This window comes from Paracraurococcus ruber (assembly GCF_004353985.1).
Classification (GTDB): domain Bacteria; phylum Pseudomonadota; class Alphaproteobacteria; order Acetobacterales; family Acetobacteraceae; genus Paracraurococcus; species Paracraurococcus ruber.
This window is the reverse complement of record NZ_SMOA01000038.1, coordinates 23,804-39,875: the sequence shown is the minus strand read 5'-3', so window position 1 is coordinate 39,875 and position 16,072 is coordinate 23,804. Positions and strand designations below refer to the sequence as shown.

Here is a 16,072-nt window from a genome sequence, read left to right as displayed (position 1 = left end):
AACTGGCGGCGGCGCAGCGCGACGCCAATGCGCCGCGGCGGGAGGCCTCGCTGCCCCCGGTCGCCGGCCCGCCCCAGACCCGCACCCCCGCGCCGCGCAACGATGCCGCGCCGCCGGCCGCGCCCGCGGCGGGACAGCCGCGGATCTTCCTGCATCACCGCGCCGGGTCCGCCACGGCGGCGGATGCCGCCGCCGCCCTGGCCGCCCCCCTGCGGGATGGCGGCTTCGACCTTGCCGAGGTGCGGCCGACCCCGGCCGTGCCGTCCCAGCGGGTGGTTCGCTACTTCCATTCGGAGGATGCCCCGACCGCCGCCAGGCTGGCCGGGCGGCTCGGCCGGGGCTGGGCGATCCAGGATTTCCGCGGCTACGAGCCTTCGCCCGGCCCGGGCACGCTGGAAGTCTGGTTGCCGGATCGCTGACCGCGGAGGATGTCGGGGCCGGCACCGGCGACCGCCAGCCGATGGGACGGGAGCGCGCGGAGCGACGACGCGCCCGCCCGCCGGCGCGGTCCGGTCGGGACGCGCCCGGGGCGGCTGCCGCATGCCGCCCAGATCACGCCCGCCGGGCTGCCACCACCCGTCCCGGCCGGCGGCGGCCCCTCAGCCGGGGCGCCGGCGACGTTCCCGCAGCAGGCCGAGGCCGAGCAGCGCGGCGATGACGGCGACGGCGATCGGCGCCGCGGTCGGGATCACCTGCGGGAACCAGGCGAAGGCACCCCAGGAGAGGCCGAGCGCGGTGAGGGCGGCCCCCATGCCGTAGAACCGCGTCAGCGCGAAGCTGCCGGCCAGGCTGGCGAGGATGAGGATGGCCATCATGCGGTGCTGGTCCGGCGGGCAGGGGCGAAAGGGGACATGTCCCGAGCCTAATGCCGTCGCCGAGAGGATGTGAACGGCAAATCCGCGCCCTGGCCGCCGCCGTCCGCCGCGTCAGCGCCCGGTCCAGCGCCCGAGCAGGAAGCCCAGCAGGAAGACCGCGCCGAGCAGCGCCGCCACCTCCCCCAGGATGGCATGGGCCAGCGGCAGGCCGATGAGCGCGGCGAGCACCAGGATGCCGATCCAGCGCCAGCGCCGCCAACCCGCCAGCGGTCCGCCAGCGGCGCGCGCGAGGGAGGCGCGCGGGCCGCGCGGCGCCGGCCTGGCCTTGGGCGTCTGGCGGGTGCGGGCGGCCCCGCTCATGCCGCCCCACTCATGCTGGCGGGGCTTCGCCGAACATGCCGCCCTGGCGCGCCCGGTCGTACAGCGCGCCGATGAGGGCGGCGAAGGCGGGGTCCACCGCCTCGGCCGGCGCCATCCGGGGACGGGTATCGGCCAGGGCGACGCCATGGTCGCGCCAGGCGCGGCCGCCGCTGAGGACATTCTGCAGGAAGCCCTGCGTCCGGTCGCAGGCCATGGCGAAGCGGGCCTCGGGCGTCTCGCCGGCCTCGAACTCCTCCCACAGCGCGCGAAGGCGAGGCCCGAGGTCGGGGGGCAGCCTGGCGAAGACGATGTCGGCGGCGGCAAGTTCACGTTCGACCTGGGTGGCGCGGCCGGCGGGGTCGTAGGCGTAGGTGTCGCCGGCCTCGACCTCCACCAGGTCGTGCACCGCCAGCATCGACAGCACGCGGGCGAGGTCCGTCTCGGCCGCCACCTCCCGGTGCAGCAGCAGCGCGACAACGGCGATGGTCCAGCAATGCTCGGCGCTGTTCTCCCGGCGCAGGGTGCCGTCGGGCAGCGGCACCAGGCCGCGCCGCTCCACCGTCTTCAGCCGGTCGGCCAGGGCGAGGAAGCCGAGCAGCGCGTCGATCCGCTGCGGGTCCATCAGGCGCGGGCCGTGGCGCGGCCGATGGCGATGCCGGCGCCGAGCGCGACCAGCAGGCCGATGACCGGCAGGTGGAAGACGAAGGCCAGCACGCCCCAGACCAGGCCGGCCACCGCCAGCGTCGCCCAGAAGGCGAGCGCGACGCCGAGGACGACCAGCAGCAGCGGCAAGCCGAGGACCAGCAGCAGGCCGAGGATGACCCAGCCCATCTCAGCCGGCCTCCCGCCCCAGCACCTCCATCAGCTCCCGCCATTCGCGCTTGGACAGGCCGCTGCCCTCCTGCGCCACCGCCTCGCCGGCCAGCATGCGACGGACGATGCCGAGCATGCCGGCGGAGAGCGTCACCGCGCCCATGCGGTAGTCCCGGAAAGCCTCGAAGCAGGCGGGCACCCAGGCCTGCACGGTCTGCAGCATGGCGTCCGCATAGGCGCGGATCTCGTACTGCGCATGGGCATCGGCGCGCAGCGAGAGGAAGTGGAAGAGGTTGTGGAGATCCGTCTTCCAGTACCACTGGGTGTAGGTGTTGAGCGTGAGGTTCATCCGCGCCAGCTCGCGCGCCAGGCCAGAGCGGGCGGGGTCCACCGGGTTGCCCGCCTCGTCCTCGTTCAGCATCCAGGCATAGTGGTCGTAGGTCGCCATGGCGTCCTGCCGCAGCAGGCGCAGCACCTCCTCCGCCTCCGCGCCTTCCAGCAGGGTGCCGCGGCCCTGCCGGTTGGTGCTGGATTGCGCCGCCAGGTGCTCCGGCGCCGGGATGTAGAATTCGCGGTCGAGGATGGAGTAGCGGGCGGAATACTCGTTCACGTTCGCCGTGCGATGGCGGATCCATTGCCGCGCCACGAAGATCGGCAGCTTCACATGGTACTTGATCTCGCACATCTCGAAGGGGGTCGAGTGGCGGTGGCGCATGAGGTAGCGGATCAGGCCGCGATCCTCGTTGGCGGCGCGGGTGCCGCGGCCGTAGGAGACGCGGGCGGCCTGCACCACGGCAGCGTCGTCGCCCATGTAGTCCACCACGCGCAGGAAGCCGTGGTCGAGAACGGGGAGGGCCTGGTGCAGCAGCGCCTCCAGCCCCGGGGCGACGGGGCGGCGGGTGCGGCTTTCCGTGGCGCGGGCCGCCTCGATCTCCTGCGCCTGGGCGTCGGTGAGTGTCATGCCGGCTTTCTAGCGGCCCGGCCGAGTCGGTGCCACCGCCGCGGCGGGCCGGCCTGGACCCACCCTGGCGCCCGGCCGGGGCCGGGCGCAGGATGCACCGGAACAACCGACCTGCCCGAGGATCCTCCATGTCCGCCCTCGACGCCATCCGCCGGGACCTGCCGGCCCTGACCAGCCTCCGCCACGACCTGCACGCCCATCCCGAGCTCGGCATGACCGAGACCCGGACGGCCGAGGTCGTCGCGCAGCGCCTGGAGGCCATGGGGATCGAGGTGCATCGCGGGGTCGGCGGCACCGGCGTGGTGGGCGTGCTCCGCAGCGGCCGCGGCAACCGCGCCATCGGCCTGCGGGCCGACATGGACGCGCTGCCGATGGAGGAGCTGACCGACCTGCCCTTCCGCAGCCAGACCAAGGGCGTGATGCATGCCTGCGGCCATGACGGCCACACCACCATGCTGCTGGGCGCCGCCAAGTACCTGGCGGAGACGAAGAATTTCGACGGCATCGTCCACTTCATCTTCCAGCCGGGGGAGGAAGGCTGCGGCGGCGCGCTGGCCATGCTGCAGGACGGGCTGTTCGAGCGCTTCCCCTGCGATGCCATCTACGCCCTGCACAACCGCCCCGGCATGGCGGTGGGGGATTATGCGATCCGCCCGGGCCCGACCGCGGCGGGTGGCGCCTTCTTCGACATCACCGTGACCGGCAAGGGCAGCCATGGCGCACGGCCGGAGGCGAGCATCGATCCGGTGCTGACCGCCTGCCACATCGCCACCGCCCTGCAGTCCATCGTCTCCCGCAACCTGAGCCCGCGCGACCCGGCGGTGGTCAGCGTGACCAAGGTGCAGGGCGGCAACGCCTACAACGTGATCCCGGAGACCGCGACCATTTCCGGCACCGCCCGCTTCTTCAGCCGGGAGGTGGCGGCGCAGATCGAGGAGGCGCTGGCGCGGATGGCGCAGGGCGTCGCCGCCGGCTTCGGCGCCACCGCCTCGCTGGACTGGCGGCTGATCTTCGCCCCCACCGTGAACGACCCCGAGCAGACGGAGGCGCTGGCCGCCGCCGCGGCCGACCTGGTGGGGGAGGAGAAGGTGGCGCGCGACAAGCCGCCGGGCATGGGGTCGGAGGATTTCTCCTTCATGATGGAGAAGGTCCCGGGCGCCTATATCCAGATCGGCAATGGCGAGGGCGCGTCGCTGCACAACCCGCGCTACCAGTTCAACGATGCCGCCATCCCCTATGGCTCGGCGCTGTTCGCACGGGTGGTGGAGCGGGGGCTGCCGAAGGGCTGACCGGATCGGCCGCAGCCGGCCGTCCCGGGTGGCGTGGCTCCGGCGGGCCGGCGATCAGCGCGCCGCCCGCCCGATGATGCGCGGATAGAGCACCGGCAGCACCAGCAGCGTCAGCATCGTCGCCGTCACCAGGCCGCCGATCACCACGGTGGCGAGCGGGCGCTGCACCTCCGCCCCCGCGCTGGTCGAGATCGCCATGGGCAGGAAGCCCAGGCTGGCCACCGTCGCCGTCATCAGCACCGGCCGCAGCCGCTGGATGGCGGCGTCGCGCGCCGCCTGCATCGGCAGCTTCCCCTCCCGCCGCTGCTCCACGATGGTGCTCACCAGCACCACGCCGTTCAGCACCGCGATGCCGAACAGCGCGATGAAGCCGACCGCGGCGGAGATGCTGAAGGGCAGGCCGCGCAGCCACAGCGCCAGCACGCCGCCGGTCGCGGCGAAGGGCACGTTCACGAAGATCAGCGCCGAGAGCCTGAGGCTGCGGAACATGATGAACAGCAGGGCGAAGATCAGCGCCAGCGCCGCCGGCACCACCACGCTCAGCCGCGCCGTCGCCTGCTGCAGGTTCTGGAACTGCCCGCCCCATTCCATGGCGTAGCCGGGCGGCAGCCGCACCTCGCGCGCGACCAGCGCCTGCGCGTCCCCGACGAAGCTGGCGATGTCGCGGCCGCGCACATTGGCCTCCACCGTGATGCGGCGGCGGCCCTTCTCCCGGCTGATCTGCGCCGGCCCGTCCTCCGTCACCACCCGCGCCAGCTGCGTCAGCGGCACGGCGCGGCCGGCGCCATCGGCGATGCGCAATTCGCGGATGCGGTCGGGGTCCATCCGGTCCTCCGGCCGCAGGCGGACGCGGATGTCGAAGCGGGCATTGCCCTCGACCAGCGTGCCCACCGTCCTGCCGCCCAGCGCTTCCACCACATCCAGCACGTCGGAGGCGTTGAGGCCGTAGCGCGCCACCGCCTCCCGGTCCACGATAACCCGCAGATAGGGCTGGCCCACCGTCTGTTCGGCCTTCACATCCTCGGCGCCCGGCACCCGCGCCACCGCCTGGGCCGTCGCCTCCGCCGCCCGGCGCAGCTGAGCGGGGTCGTCGCCATAGATCAGGATGGCGACGTCGGAGCGGACTCCCTGCAGCAGGTCCTGCATCCGCATCTCGATCGGCTGCGACCAGGACAGGGCAAGGCCCGGCACCTCCCGGTCCAGCGCCGCGGCGAAGGCCTCGATCAGCCCTTCCCGGTCCGGCGCCGTCACCCATTGCTCGCGCGGCTTCAGCATGATGAAGGTGTCGTTCTGCTCGACACCCATCGGGTCGGTCGGGATCTCCGAACTGCCGGAGAGGCTGACCACCGTCTCCACCTCCGGGAAGCCCAGCAGGGTCTTCTCCACCAGGGTGGTGGTCTCGATGGCGGTCGAGAGGCCGATGCTCGGCAGCTTGGTGATGGTGACGGCCAGCGCGCCCTCGTCCAGCCGGGGGATGAATTCGGCGCCGAGGCGCGTCGCCAGCAGCCCGCTGCCGACCAGCAGCGCCAGCGCCAGCCCGATCACCGGCACCGGATGCCGCTCCGAGGCATCGAGCAGCGGGGCGTAGCGCCGGCGCACCCACCCCACCACGCGGCTGTCATGCTCGGCGATGCGGCCGCGCAGGGCGAAGCTGGCCAGCACCGGCATCAGCACCAGCGTCAGCACCAGGGAGGCGACCAGCGCATAGACCACGGTCAGGGCCATGGGCCGGAACATCTTGCCCTCCACCCCCTGGAGGCTGAGCAGCGGGAGATAGACCACCGTGATGATCGTCACGGCGAAGAGGATGGGGCGGCCGACCTCATGCGCCGCCTCCCGCACCACCGCATCGACCGGGCGGTCCGGATGCTCGGCGCGGCGGCGGACCACCGTCTCGATCATCACCACCGCGCCATCCACGATCAGGCCGAAATCGATGGCGCCCAGGCTCATCAGGTTGCCCGAAAGCCCCGAATGGACCATCGCCGTGGCCGCCGCCAGCATCGACAGCGGGATGGCGGCGGCGACCACCAGGCCGGCGCGGATATTGCCAAGCAGCACCAGCAGCACCACCACGACCAGCACGGCGCCCTCGATCAGGTTCTTCGCCACGGTGTGGATGGTCCGCTCGATCAGGTCGGCGCGGTCGTAGTAGGGGGCGATCTCGACACCGGGCGGCAGGGACTTGCCGATCTCGGCGGCGGCCGCCTTCACCCGTTCCCCCACCTCCCGCGTGTTCTCGCCCAGCAGCATCAGGGCGACGCCCACCACCGCCTCCCCCTTGCCGTCGCGGGTGACGGCGCCGAGGCGGGGGCGGGCGGCCGGCACCACCCGGGCGATGTCGCGGACATACAGGGGCACGCCGCCCTCCCCGGTGCGCAGCACGATGCGGCCGATGTCGTCGGGGTCCTGGATCAGGCCCTCGCCGCGGATGACCGCCTGCTCGCCATTGCGCTCGAGGGTGGCGCCGCCGCGGGCGCCGTTGTTGCGCTGGATGGCGGCGAAGACCTCGGCCAGCGAAAGCCCGTAGCGGGTCAGCGCATCGGCGGCGACCTGCACCTCATAGGTCTTCAGCTCGCCGCCATTGGCGTTCATGTCGATGACGCCCGGCACCTGGCGGAGCCTGGGCGCCACCTGCCAGTCCAGGATGGTGCGCAGCTCCATCAGGCTGCGGCCGGGGCCACGCACCTCGAACTGGAAGATCTCGCCGAGGCCGGTGGAGACCGGCCCCATCTGCGGCGTCCCCGCCTCCGGCGGCACCTGCACCGACGGCAGGCGGGAGAACACCAGGTTGCGCGCGGCATAGATGTCCATGTCATCGGCGAAGCGGACATAGACGACCGAGAGCCCGTAGCGCGTGACGGAGCGGAGATTCTCCATCCGCGGCAGGCCCTGCAGGGCCAGTTCCACCGGGAAGGTGACGAAGCGCTCCACCTCCAACGGGCCGAGGCCGGGCGCCTGGGTGATGACCAGCACCTGGCGCGGCGAGATGTCGGGCTGGGCGTCGATCGGCAGCCGGCGCAGGTCGTAGAGGCCCATGGCCACCAGCATGGCGACCAGCACCAGCACCACGGCGCGGTTGGCCAGCGCCGCATCGGTCAGGCGGGCGATCACGCGGTCACGGCCCTCGGCGACGGCCCGCGGCATGCCCTGGCGAGGCCCTCGGGCGCCGGGCGGCGCCCTGGCTCGCCGGCTGGTCGGCGGGCGCCATCCGGCGCCACGGCCGGCTGCGCCGACCGCGGGTCATCGCAGGAGATCGCCGGCATCACTCCGCCGCCGCCCGGCTCTGTAGCAGCAGGGATTTCAGGCGGAAGCTGCCCTCCGTCGCCACCACCTCGCCCGGCTGCAGCCCTTCCATCATCTCGGTCCAGCCGGACTGGCGCAGGCCGGGGCGGACCTCGCGGCGGGCGAAGCGCCCGTCTCCCAGCCGCACGAAGACCACCGGCTGGTCGTCCACCGCCTGCAGCGCGGCATCGGGCACCACCACGCCCTCCCGTCCCAGCGGCGCGGCGATCTCCACCGTTGCGAACATGTTCACCCGCAGCACGCCCTCGGGGTTCGGGATCTCGCAGCGGACCCTGGCGGTGCCGGTGCGGGCATCCAGCTGGTCCGCGACATAGGCGACGCGGCCGGTGAAGCGCCGTCCCGGATAGGCCTCGACCGCGATGGAGACGGCGGCGCCCAGCTGCACCGCGCCCAGCTCCCGCTCCGGCACATCCGCCATCACCCAGACCACCGAGAGGTCGGCCAGGGTGAAGATCTCCCGGTTGGTGTCCACCAGCTCGCCCGGCGTGGCGCCCACCGTCAGGATGGCGCCGTCGAAGGGGGCCAGGATGGCGCCGCGCGCGTCGCTCGGCGTCGGGGCGGAAAGGCTGACGCTGCCCGGCGGCAAGGGGCCGCCGACGGCCGGGCTGTAGCGCGCCAGCATCTCCCGCCAGTGCTCCACCTCGGTCTTGCGGGTTTCCACCGCCGCCCCGGCGCGGGCCAGGTCGGCACGGCGGCGTTCCAGCTCGCTCTGCGCCAGCGCGCCGCTGCGGACGAGTTCCTGGGCGCGGTTGAAGGCGGCGCGGGCGGTCTGGATCTCGGCCTGCGCCTGGTTCAACGCCGCCTCCGCGCCGGAAAGCTGATGCCGGGCCTCGGCCAGGTCCAGGGCGTCGAGGATGGCCAGGCGCTGGCCGGCGCGGACCCGGTCGCCGATCGCCACCTCCACCGCCTGCACCCGGCCGCGGGCGAGCGGCTGGATATGCGCCAGGCGCAATTCGTTGAAGCCCACGCTGCCGGTGACGCGCACGCTGCGGGTCAGCGGCCGGCGTTCCGCGGCGGCGGTCCGCAGGCCGAAATTGCGCGCGGCCTCGGGCGAGAGCGCGACCTCCGCCGGCAGTGGCGGCGGGGCGGCGGCGCCGGCGGGCGCGGGCGGCGCCGCCCCGTCCCGCTGGCCCAGCCAGAACCCGCCGGCACCGGCCGCGAGCCCCGTGAGCAGAAGCGGCAGCAGCAGCCCGCGCCGGGTGCGGTCGCGCGGCGGGCCGGTCAAATCGGGGAGTGAATCCATCCGCCTGCCGCGCCTCCGCCCCGCATCCGCGGATACCGCCTGGAACCCGGCCGCGCCTTGGCCTATATCAACGCCGTCGCGCGGGAGCGATCCCGCAAGACTATGGTGATAAACACGGCTCGGGATAAGCGTTGCGGACCCGGGGGCAGTGCCCGGCGCCTCCACCAATCACCCGTCTTTGTCGGGACGGTGGCGAGGGGGCGAAACAGGCTCGACGCGCGTGGTAAGGGGGCCGCTTTTGCCCGGCATGGTTCCGCCGTCATCGGGCCATTGATAAGTGCGAACGATAACGTCCGCGAGGACGTCGCACTCGCTGCCTGAATAAGGTAAGCGCGGTTCGGGGGGGCACCGGGCAACAGAAGCCCCCCCACTCTTCCGCACCACAGTATACAAATTTGTCATCCCGCCGGGGCCGGTTCACGAATCCTCGCACTTCCGTGAGGCGATCCTGTCCTCTATGTAGTGGACAAGGGTTGGATCATGAACGAACCGATTGCGCCTGCAGAAAGCCTGCTGCCCTATGCCGCCTGGTCCGAGGAAGCGCTGCGCGCCGTCGCGCTGGAAGCGCTGGAGCATGCCGCGAAGCAGGGGCTGCCGGGCGAGCATCATTTCTACCTGACATTCCAGACCAGCTACCCGGGCGTGAACATCCCGGGGCACCTGAAGGCCCGCTACCCGCAGGACATGACGATCGTCCTGCAGCACAAATTCTGGGACCTCAAGGTGGATCGCGGCGCCGGCACCTTCTCGGTCGGCCTGTCCTTCGGGGGCGTCCCGGCAACGCTGGTGGTGCCCTTCAAGGCGCTGACCGCCTTCGCCGATCCCAAGGCCCGCTTCGGCCTGCGCTTCACCGCGCCGGAACCGGCGGCGGCGTCCCTGCCCGAGGTGCGGGCGCCGGAGATGGTGGGCGAGGCGAAGCCGCAGGTCGTCAGCCTCGACGCCTTCCGCCGCAAGCGGGACTGATCCGCGCCGGAGCCGGCCTGGGGGAGCCAACCTGGGACGGCGCGCCTGCCGCCGCCGGCCCGGGCGTGGCCGTCGCGCCGGTTGGCTTCGCGGACGCGCTGCGGTAATCCCGCCGGGACCCGAACGCGCCGCCCGTCCGCCCCTGCACCCGGCACGGGCCCCCGCGGCGCCCCCGCGCGGAGACCGCCCGTGACCCCTCCCCTCGACGTCGATGCCGGCCCGGTGACGCAGCCCGCGCGTCCGTCCGGCTTCCTCTACAGCCCGATGTTCCCGCTGGCGGAAGACACCACACCCTACCGAAAGCTGGACATCCAGGGCGTCTCGACCATCGATGTGGCGGGCAAGCGCGTGCTGCGGGTGACGCCGGAGGCGCTGGAGCAGCTGGCCTTCGCGGCCTGCCACGACGTCTCCCACCTGTTGCGGCCGGGCCACCTGCAGAGCCTGGCGAACATCCTGAAGGACCCCGAGGCGAGCGCGAATGACCGCTTCGTCGCGCTCGACCTGCTGAAGAACGCCGCCATCGCCGCCGGCGGCACCCTGCCGATGTGCCAGGACACCGGCACCGCCATCGTCTTCGGCAAGAAGGGCCAACGCGTCTGGGTCGAGGGCGACGAGGAGGAGGCGCTGAGCTACGGCGTCCACCGCACCTATACCGAGACGAACCTGCGCTACTCGCAGATGGCGCCGCTGTCGATGTTCGAGGAGGTGAACACCGGCAACAACCTGCCGGTGGACTTCTCCATCATGGCCGCGCCCGGCGAGCACCATGCCGACGAGTTCCACCTGATGTTCGTCCTGAAGGGCGGCGGCAGCGCGAACAAGACCTTCCTCTACCAGCAGACGCGGGCGGTGCTGAACAAGCCGAAGCTGCTGGCCTTCCTCGAGGAGAAGATCAAGACGCTGGGCACCAGCGCCTGCCCGCCCTACCACTTGGCGATCGTCATCGGCGGCACCACGGCGGAGACGGCGCTGAAGGCGGTGAAGCTGGCCAGCACCAAGTGGCTGGACGGGCTGCCCACCAGCGGCGACCGCAGCGGCCACGCCTTCCGCGACACGGCGCTGGAGGCGGAGGTCCACAAGCTGACCCAGGGCCTCGGTATCGGCGCGCAATTCGGCGGCAAGTATTTCTGCCACGACGTGCGGGTGGTGCGGCTGCCGCGGCATGGCGCGTCCCTGCCGATCAGCATCGGCGTGTCCTGCTCCGCCGACCGGCAGATCAAGGCGAAGATCACCGCCGAGGGCGTGTTCCTCGAGGATCTGGAGCACGACCCGGCGAGATACCTGCCGGAAGCGACCGACGAGATCCTCGGCGGCGAGGTGGTGAAGATCGACCTGAACCGGCCGATGGACGAGATCCGCGCCACCCTGTCGCAGTACCCGGTGAAGACCCGCGTCTCGCTGACCGGCACCATGGTGGTGGCGCGCGACATCGCGCATGCCAAGCTGCAGGAGCGGCTGGAGGCCGGCGGCGGGCTGCCGGACTACGTCAAGAACCACCCGGTCTACTATGCCGGCCCGGCCAAGACGCCGCAGGGCTACGCCACCGGCAGCTTCGGCCCGACCACCGCCGGCCGCATGGACAGCTACGTGGAGGCCTTCCAGAAGGCCGGCGGCAGCTTCGTCATGCTGGCCAAGGGCAACCGCAGCAAGGCGGTGCTGAATGCCTGCAAGACCCATGGCGGGTTCTACCTGGGCTCGGTCGGCGGCCCGGCGGCACGGCTGGCGCAGGACTGCATCCGGAAGGTCGAGGTGCTGGAATACCCCGAACTGGGCATGGAAGCGGTCTGGCGGATCGAGGTCGAGGATTTCCCGGCCTTCATCGTCATGGACGACAAGGGCAACGACTTCTACGAAGGGCTGGAATAGCGGGGGGAAGGCAGCGATGACCGGCTACCGCATCCATGTCTGGTACGATCCGGACGGCCTCGACCGGGGCGAGCCGATCCACGATGACGGCGTGGTGGTGCTGCCGGTGATCCCGCAGATCGGCATGGAGATCCGCGACGCCGCCGGCCAGCTTGCGGTGGTGCGGCGGGTGGTGCTCTTCGCCACGCCCGGCAAGGACAATGCCGTCGCCGCCATCGTCTGCGAGGCCGGGGCATGACCCGCCGCCTGATCTCCTCGGGCAGCCGCTTCGAGGAGGAGATCGGCTACAGCCGCGCCGTGGTGGATGGCGACCTTGTCTGGGTCTCCGGCACCACCGGCTACGACTATGCCCGCATGACCATCGCGGAGGATGTGGTGGCGCAGGCCGACCAGGCCTTCCGCAACATCGCCGCCGCGCTGGCCGAGGCCGGGGCCAGCCTGGACGACGTGGTGCGCGTGCTGTTCATCGTCCCCCGGCGGGAGGACTGGGAGCCCTGCTGGCCGGTGGTGAAGCGCCACCTCGGCAAGGCCCGCCCGACCTCCACCCTCATCCATGCAGGGCTGCAGACCGATGCCATGCGCATCGAGATCGAGGTCACCGCCCGCCTTCCGAAGTAAACCGCCGTCCGATGCCCGGAGCGCCAGCGGCGCAAGGGGTTGAATCGGCCGGCCAAAAGGATGCTTCCATGCGCTTCCAGGTCGATCGTCTGGATCACCTCGTCATCAACTGCCGCGACATCGAGGTGATGGCGAGCTGGTACCAGCGCGTCCTCGGCATGGAGCGGGAGGATTTCGGCAGCCCGCCGCGCGTCGCGCTGAAATTCGGCGGCCAGAAGATCAACCTGCGGCCGGCCGACCACCCGACCGAGGACTGGATCGCCGCCGAGACCTGCCTGCCCGGCACCCAGGACCTGTGCTTCATCGTCGCCGTCGCGGTGGACGACATCGTCGGGCAGTTCCACAGCTGCGGCGTCCGGATCGAGCAGGGCCCGGTCACCCGCCAGGGCGCCCTCGGCCCGATGGGGTCGGTCTATTGCCGCGACCCGGAGGGCAATCTGGTCGAGGTCTCCTCCTACTCTCCCTGACCGCGTCGCCGCTGGCACGCGGCTTGCGGTGGTTGCCCCGGGACCATCCTCTCCCGGGGAGTGCCACCATGAACCGCCGTCATTTCATGCAGGCGGGCGCCGCGGCGCTCGCGCTGCCGTCCATCGCGCGGGCGCAGCACGCCACCACGCTCCGCTTCGTGCCCTATGCCGACCTAGCCGTGCTGGACCCGCTGACCAGCAGCTTCATGACGCGCAACCACGTCATGGCGGTCTATGACACGCTCTATGCGCTGGATGCCCGGGGGCGGCCGCAGCCGCAGCTGGTCGAAGGCGCGGCGGTCGAGGACGACGGCAAGCTCTGGCGCCTGACCCTGCGGCAGGGCCCGCGCTTCCATGACGGCACGCCGGTGCTGGCGCGGGACGCGGTGGCCAGCCTGCGCCGCTGGGCCACCCGCGACAGCTTCGGCATGTCGCTGCTGGCGGTGACGGAGGAGCTGTCCGCCCCGGACGACCGCACCGTCCAGTTCCGCCTGAAGCGCCCCTTCCCGCTGCTGCCGGACGCCCTGGCCAAGCCGACCAACCTGATGGCGGCCATCATGCCGGAGCGGCTGGCCGGGACGCCGCCCGGCCAGCCGCTGCCCGAGGTCGTCGGCAGCGGCCCCTTCCGCTTCGTCGCCGAAGAACGCGTCCCCGGCGCCCGCAACATCTACCGGAAATTCGACCGCTACGTCCCGCGCCCGGACGGCACGCCGAGCTTCGCCGCCGGCCCGCGGATCGCGCATTTCGACCGGGTGGAATGGCTGACCATGCCGGACCCCGCCACCCAGATCGCCGCCCTGCAGCAGGGGGAGGTGGACTGGGTCGAGCAGCCGCTGATGGACCTGGTGCCCCGCCTGAAGCGCGACCGCAACCTGGCGCTGCAGGTGGTGGAGGATACCGGGCTGATCGGCTTCATCCGCTTCAACTGCCTGCATCCGCCCTTCGACAATGCCGCGGTGCGCCGCGTGCTGCTGAAGGCGGTCCGGCAGCGGGAGTTCATGACCGCGGTGGTCGGCCCCGACGCGGCGGCGATGAACGACCGGGTCGGCATCTTCACCCCGAACATGCCCAGCGCGAGCGAGGCCGGCCTCGAGGTCATGCAGGGCCCGGTGGACCTGCCGACGCTGAAGGCGGAGCTCGCCGCCGCCGGCTACAAGGGGGAGCGGGTGGTGCTGCTGGCCGCCACCGACGTGCCGCGCATCAATGCCATCTGCGAGGTGACGGGCGCAACCTGCCGCGCGCTCGGCATGAACCTCGACTACGTCCAGACCGACTGGGGCACGGTGACGCAGCGCATCCCGAACCGGGCGCCACCGGGCCAGGGCGGCTGGAACATCTTCCTGGCCTATTCCGGCGGCTACGACCTGTCCTCGCCGGCCACCCACAGCCAGATCCGCGGCAACGGCCCGAATGCCTGGATCGGCTGGCCGGACGCGCCGCGGCTGGAGGAATTGCGCGATGCCTGGCTGGCCGAGCCGGATGCGGCGAGGCAGAAATCGCTGGCCGGGGAGATCCAGCAGGAAGCCTGGCGGCAGGCGATCTACCTGCCGGTCGGGGCCTATTACCAGCCGGTCGCCTACCGGAAGGAGCTGACGGGCATGCTGACCGGCCTGCCCATCATGTGGAACATCCGGCGCGGGTAGCGCTTGACGGGCGCGGCATCTTCCCCGCCCATCGGCGTTCTTCCGGGGACCACCATTGCCGGAGGGCGCCATGGCCGCCGAGACCCGCACCGAGACCGACTCGCTGGGGACCATCGAGATCCCCGCCGACCGCTACTGGGGCCCGCAGACGGAACGGGCGCGACGCCTGTTCCGCATCGGCTCGGAGCGCTTCCCGCCCGGCCTGATCCGTGCCGTCGGCCTGCACAAATCGGCCTGCGCCGAGGCCAATGGCCGGCTCGGCGAGTTGCCGGCCGAGCTGGTCGGACCCATCCGGCAGGCCGCCGAGGAGATCGCCGCCGGCACGCGCGACGCCGACTTCCCCCTGCCCGTCTGGCAGACCGGGTCGGGCACCCAGACCAACATGAACGCGAACGAGGTCATCTCCAACCGCGCCAACGAGATCCTCGGCCAGCCGCTCGGCAGGCGGAAGCCGGTGCATCCGAACGACCACGTCAATCGTGGCCAGAGCTCCAACGACAATTTCCCGACCATGATGCATATCGCCGCGGCCGAGGCGGTGGAGGGGCGGCTGCTGCCCGCGCTCGGGACGCTGCAGGCGGCGCTGGAGCAGCGCGCCAGGGACTGGGCCGACATCATCAAGATCGGCCGCACCCACATGATGGATGCCGTGCCGGTCACGCTGGGCCAGGAATTCGCCGCCTGGGCCCGGCAGGTGGCGCTGGGGCAGGACAGGCTGCGGGCGGTGATGCCGCGCCTGCTGCTGCTGCCGCAGGGCGGCACCGCGGTCGGCACCGGGCTGAACCGCCATGCCGATTTCGACCGGGTGTTCTGCGCCATCGTGGCCGACCGCACCGGCCTGGCCTTCGCGCCCAGCCCGAACAAGTTCGAAGGGATGGGCGCGCATGACGCCTTCGTCGAGCTGCAGGGGGCGATGAACGTCATCGCCGTCTCGCTCAACAAGCTGGGCAACGACATCCGCCTGCTGGGCAGCGGGCCGCGATCGGGCCTTGGGGAACTCATCGTGCCGGCGGACGGCCTCTCCTCCTCCATCATGCCGGGCAAGACCAACCCGACGCAGGCGGAGGCGCTGACCATGGTCTGCGCCCAGGTGATGGGCAACACCACCACGGTGACGGTGGCCGGGGCGCAGAGCTTCCTCGAGCTCAATGTCTTCAAGCCGGTGATCATCCAGGCAGTGCTGCAATCGGCGACGCTGCTGGCCGATGCCGCGGAGAGCTTCGCCGCGAACATGGTGGCGAAGCTGGAGCCGAACCGGGAGCACATCGCCCAGAACCTGGCGAAATCGCTGATGCTGGTGACGGCGCTGAACCCGCATATCGGCTACGACAAGGCCGTTCGCATCGGCAAGAAGGCGCTGGCGGAGAACCTGACCCTGCGCGATGCCGCCGAGCAGCTTGGCTTCGTGAAGCCCGAGGATTTCGACCGCTGGGTCCGGCCGGAGACGATGATCGCGCCCGGCGCCTCGCTCGGCGACTGAGCGCGGCGGTCGATGCAGGCGGCCCGCCATCTCCGCAAGCGCAGCTTCGCGCTGGCGGGCCACCGCACCTCCGTGGCGCTGGAGCCGGAATTCTGGCTGGTGCTGGAGGAGGCAGCGCGCCGCCTCGGCCTCAGCCTGGCGGCGCTGGTGACGGAGGTGGACACCGCGCGCGCGGATGCCGCGCAGCCGCTGGCCAGCGCGCTGAGGCTGCGCGCGCTGGCGGAAGCGCGGCGGGGCTAGAGCAGATC

16 protein-coding genes, 1 other RNA gene and 1 pseudogene are annotated in these 16,072 nt (G+C 71.9%); 11 read left to right on the top strand and 7 right to left on the bottom strand.

All coding sequences use genetic code 11. From position 1 onward, the window contains the following. A pseudogene (locus tag E2C05_RS32905) lies at window positions 1–419 on the top strand (hypothetical protein); the annotation flags it as partial. A 180-nt stretch (window positions 420–599) separates the two neighbouring features. On the opposite strand, the gene E2C05_RS10045 reads toward E2C05_RS32905, so the two are convergent. From E2C05_RS10045 to thyX, 5 genes are all read right to left on the bottom strand, one after another. Then, window positions 600–815 (bottom strand): hypothetical protein, encoded by a 216-nt coding sequence (locus tag E2C05_RS10045; RefSeq protein ID WP_133219485.1) that lies wholly within the window; start codon window positions 813–815, stop codon window positions 600–602. Between the two features lie 111 nt (window positions 816–926). Further along, entirely contained in the window at window positions 927–1,175 is a 249-nt protein-coding gene (locus E2C05_RS10040; RefSeq protein WP_133219484.1) for a hypothetical protein, read from the bottom strand. A gap of 10 nt (window positions 1,176–1,185) precedes the next feature. After that, window positions 1,186–1,797, bottom strand: a complete 612-nt coding sequence (locus E2C05_RS10035; RefSeq protein WP_133219483.1) for an HD domain-containing protein — start codon at window positions 1,795–1,797, stop codon at window positions 1,186–1,188. Next, the gene (locus tag E2C05_RS10030; RefSeq protein WP_133219482.1) at window positions 1,797–2,006 is read right to left on the bottom strand and encodes a hypothetical protein; all 210 of its coding nucleotides are present in this window, start codon (window positions 2,004–2,006) and stop codon (window positions 1,797–1,799) included. The genes E2C05_RS10035 and E2C05_RS10030 overlap by 1 nt, the downstream gene beginning before the upstream one ends. Window position 2,007: 1 nt before the next feature. Beyond that, complete coding sequence (gene thyX / locus E2C05_RS10025; RefSeq protein WP_133219481.1) at window positions 2,008–2,949, bottom strand: FAD-dependent thymidylate synthase; 942 nt, start codon at window positions 2,947–2,949, stop codon at window positions 2,008–2,010. Window positions 2,950–3,077: 128 nt separating this feature from the next. Between thyX and E2C05_RS10020 the strand changes: the two genes are divergently transcribed. Next, entirely contained in the window at window positions 3,078–4,238 is a 1,161-nt protein-coding gene (locus E2C05_RS10020; RefSeq protein ID WP_133219480.1) for a M20 aminoacylase family protein, read from the top strand. A gap of 54 nt (window positions 4,239–4,292) precedes the next feature. Here the strand turns inward: E2C05_RS10020 and E2C05_RS10015 are convergent, their stop codons facing one another. Next, a complete protein-coding gene (locus E2C05_RS10015; protein ID WP_200305247.1) occupies window positions 4,293–7,385 on the bottom strand; it encodes an efflux RND transporter permease subunit in 3,093 nt (1,030 codons plus the stop codon). Between the two features lie 118 nt (window positions 7,386–7,503). Next, entirely contained in the window at window positions 7,504–8,787 is a 1,284-nt protein-coding gene (locus tag E2C05_RS10010; protein ID WP_133219479.1) for an efflux RND transporter periplasmic adaptor subunit, read from the bottom strand. Window positions 8,788–8,823: 36 nt separating this feature from the next. Between E2C05_RS10010 and ssrA the strand changes: the two genes are divergently transcribed. The 9 genes from ssrA to E2C05_RS09965 all read left to right on the top strand — a co-directional run bounded on the left by ssrA (window position 8,824) and on the right by E2C05_RS09965 (window position 16,064). Further along, window positions 8,824–9,159: a transfer-messenger RNA gene (gene ssrA, locus E2C05_RS10005) on the top strand. A 108-nt stretch (window positions 9,160–9,267) separates the two neighbouring features. Further along, a complete protein-coding gene (locus tag E2C05_RS10000; RefSeq protein ID WP_133219478.1) occupies window positions 9,268–9,750 on the top strand; it encodes an SspB family protein in 483 nt (160 codons plus the stop codon). A 264-nt stretch (window positions 9,751–10,014) separates the two neighbouring features. Further along, window positions 10,015–11,616, top strand: a complete 1,602-nt coding sequence (locus E2C05_RS09995; protein WP_133219486.1) for a fumarate hydratase — start codon at window positions 10,015–10,017, stop codon at window positions 11,614–11,616. Between the two features lie 16 nt (window positions 11,617–11,632). Next, a complete protein-coding gene (locus E2C05_RS09990; RefSeq protein ID WP_133219477.1) occupies window positions 11,633–11,854 on the top strand; it encodes a hypothetical protein in 222 nt (73 codons plus the stop codon). Continuing rightward, complete coding sequence (locus tag E2C05_RS09985) at window positions 11,851–12,234, top strand: RidA family protein (RefSeq protein ID WP_133219476.1); 384 nt, start codon at window positions 11,851–11,853, stop codon at window positions 12,232–12,234. Before E2C05_RS09990 ends, E2C05_RS09985 begins: the two co-directional genes overlap by 4 nt. A gap of 68 nt (window positions 12,235–12,302) precedes the next feature. After that, window positions 12,303–12,701 (top strand): VOC family protein, encoded by a 399-nt coding sequence (locus E2C05_RS09980; RefSeq protein WP_133219475.1) that lies wholly within the window; start codon window positions 12,303–12,305, stop codon window positions 12,699–12,701. A 68-nt stretch (window positions 12,702–12,769) separates the two neighbouring features. After that, a complete protein-coding gene (locus E2C05_RS09975; RefSeq protein WP_133219474.1) occupies window positions 12,770–14,344 on the top strand; it encodes an ABC transporter substrate-binding protein in 1,575 nt (524 codons plus the stop codon). A gap of 70 nt (window positions 14,345–14,414) precedes the next feature. Then, the gene (locus E2C05_RS09970) at window positions 14,415–15,824 is read left to right on the top strand and encodes a class II fumarate hydratase (protein WP_133219473.1); all 1,410 of its coding nucleotides are present in this window, start codon (window positions 14,415–14,417) and stop codon (window positions 15,822–15,824) included. Between the two features lie 12 nt (window positions 15,825–15,836). Continuing rightward, window positions 15,837–16,064 (top strand): ribbon-helix-helix domain-containing protein, encoded by a 228-nt coding sequence (locus E2C05_RS09965; protein ID WP_133219472.1) that lies wholly within the window; start codon window positions 15,837–15,839, stop codon window positions 16,062–16,064. Window positions 16,065–16,072: the final 8 nt, after the last annotated feature.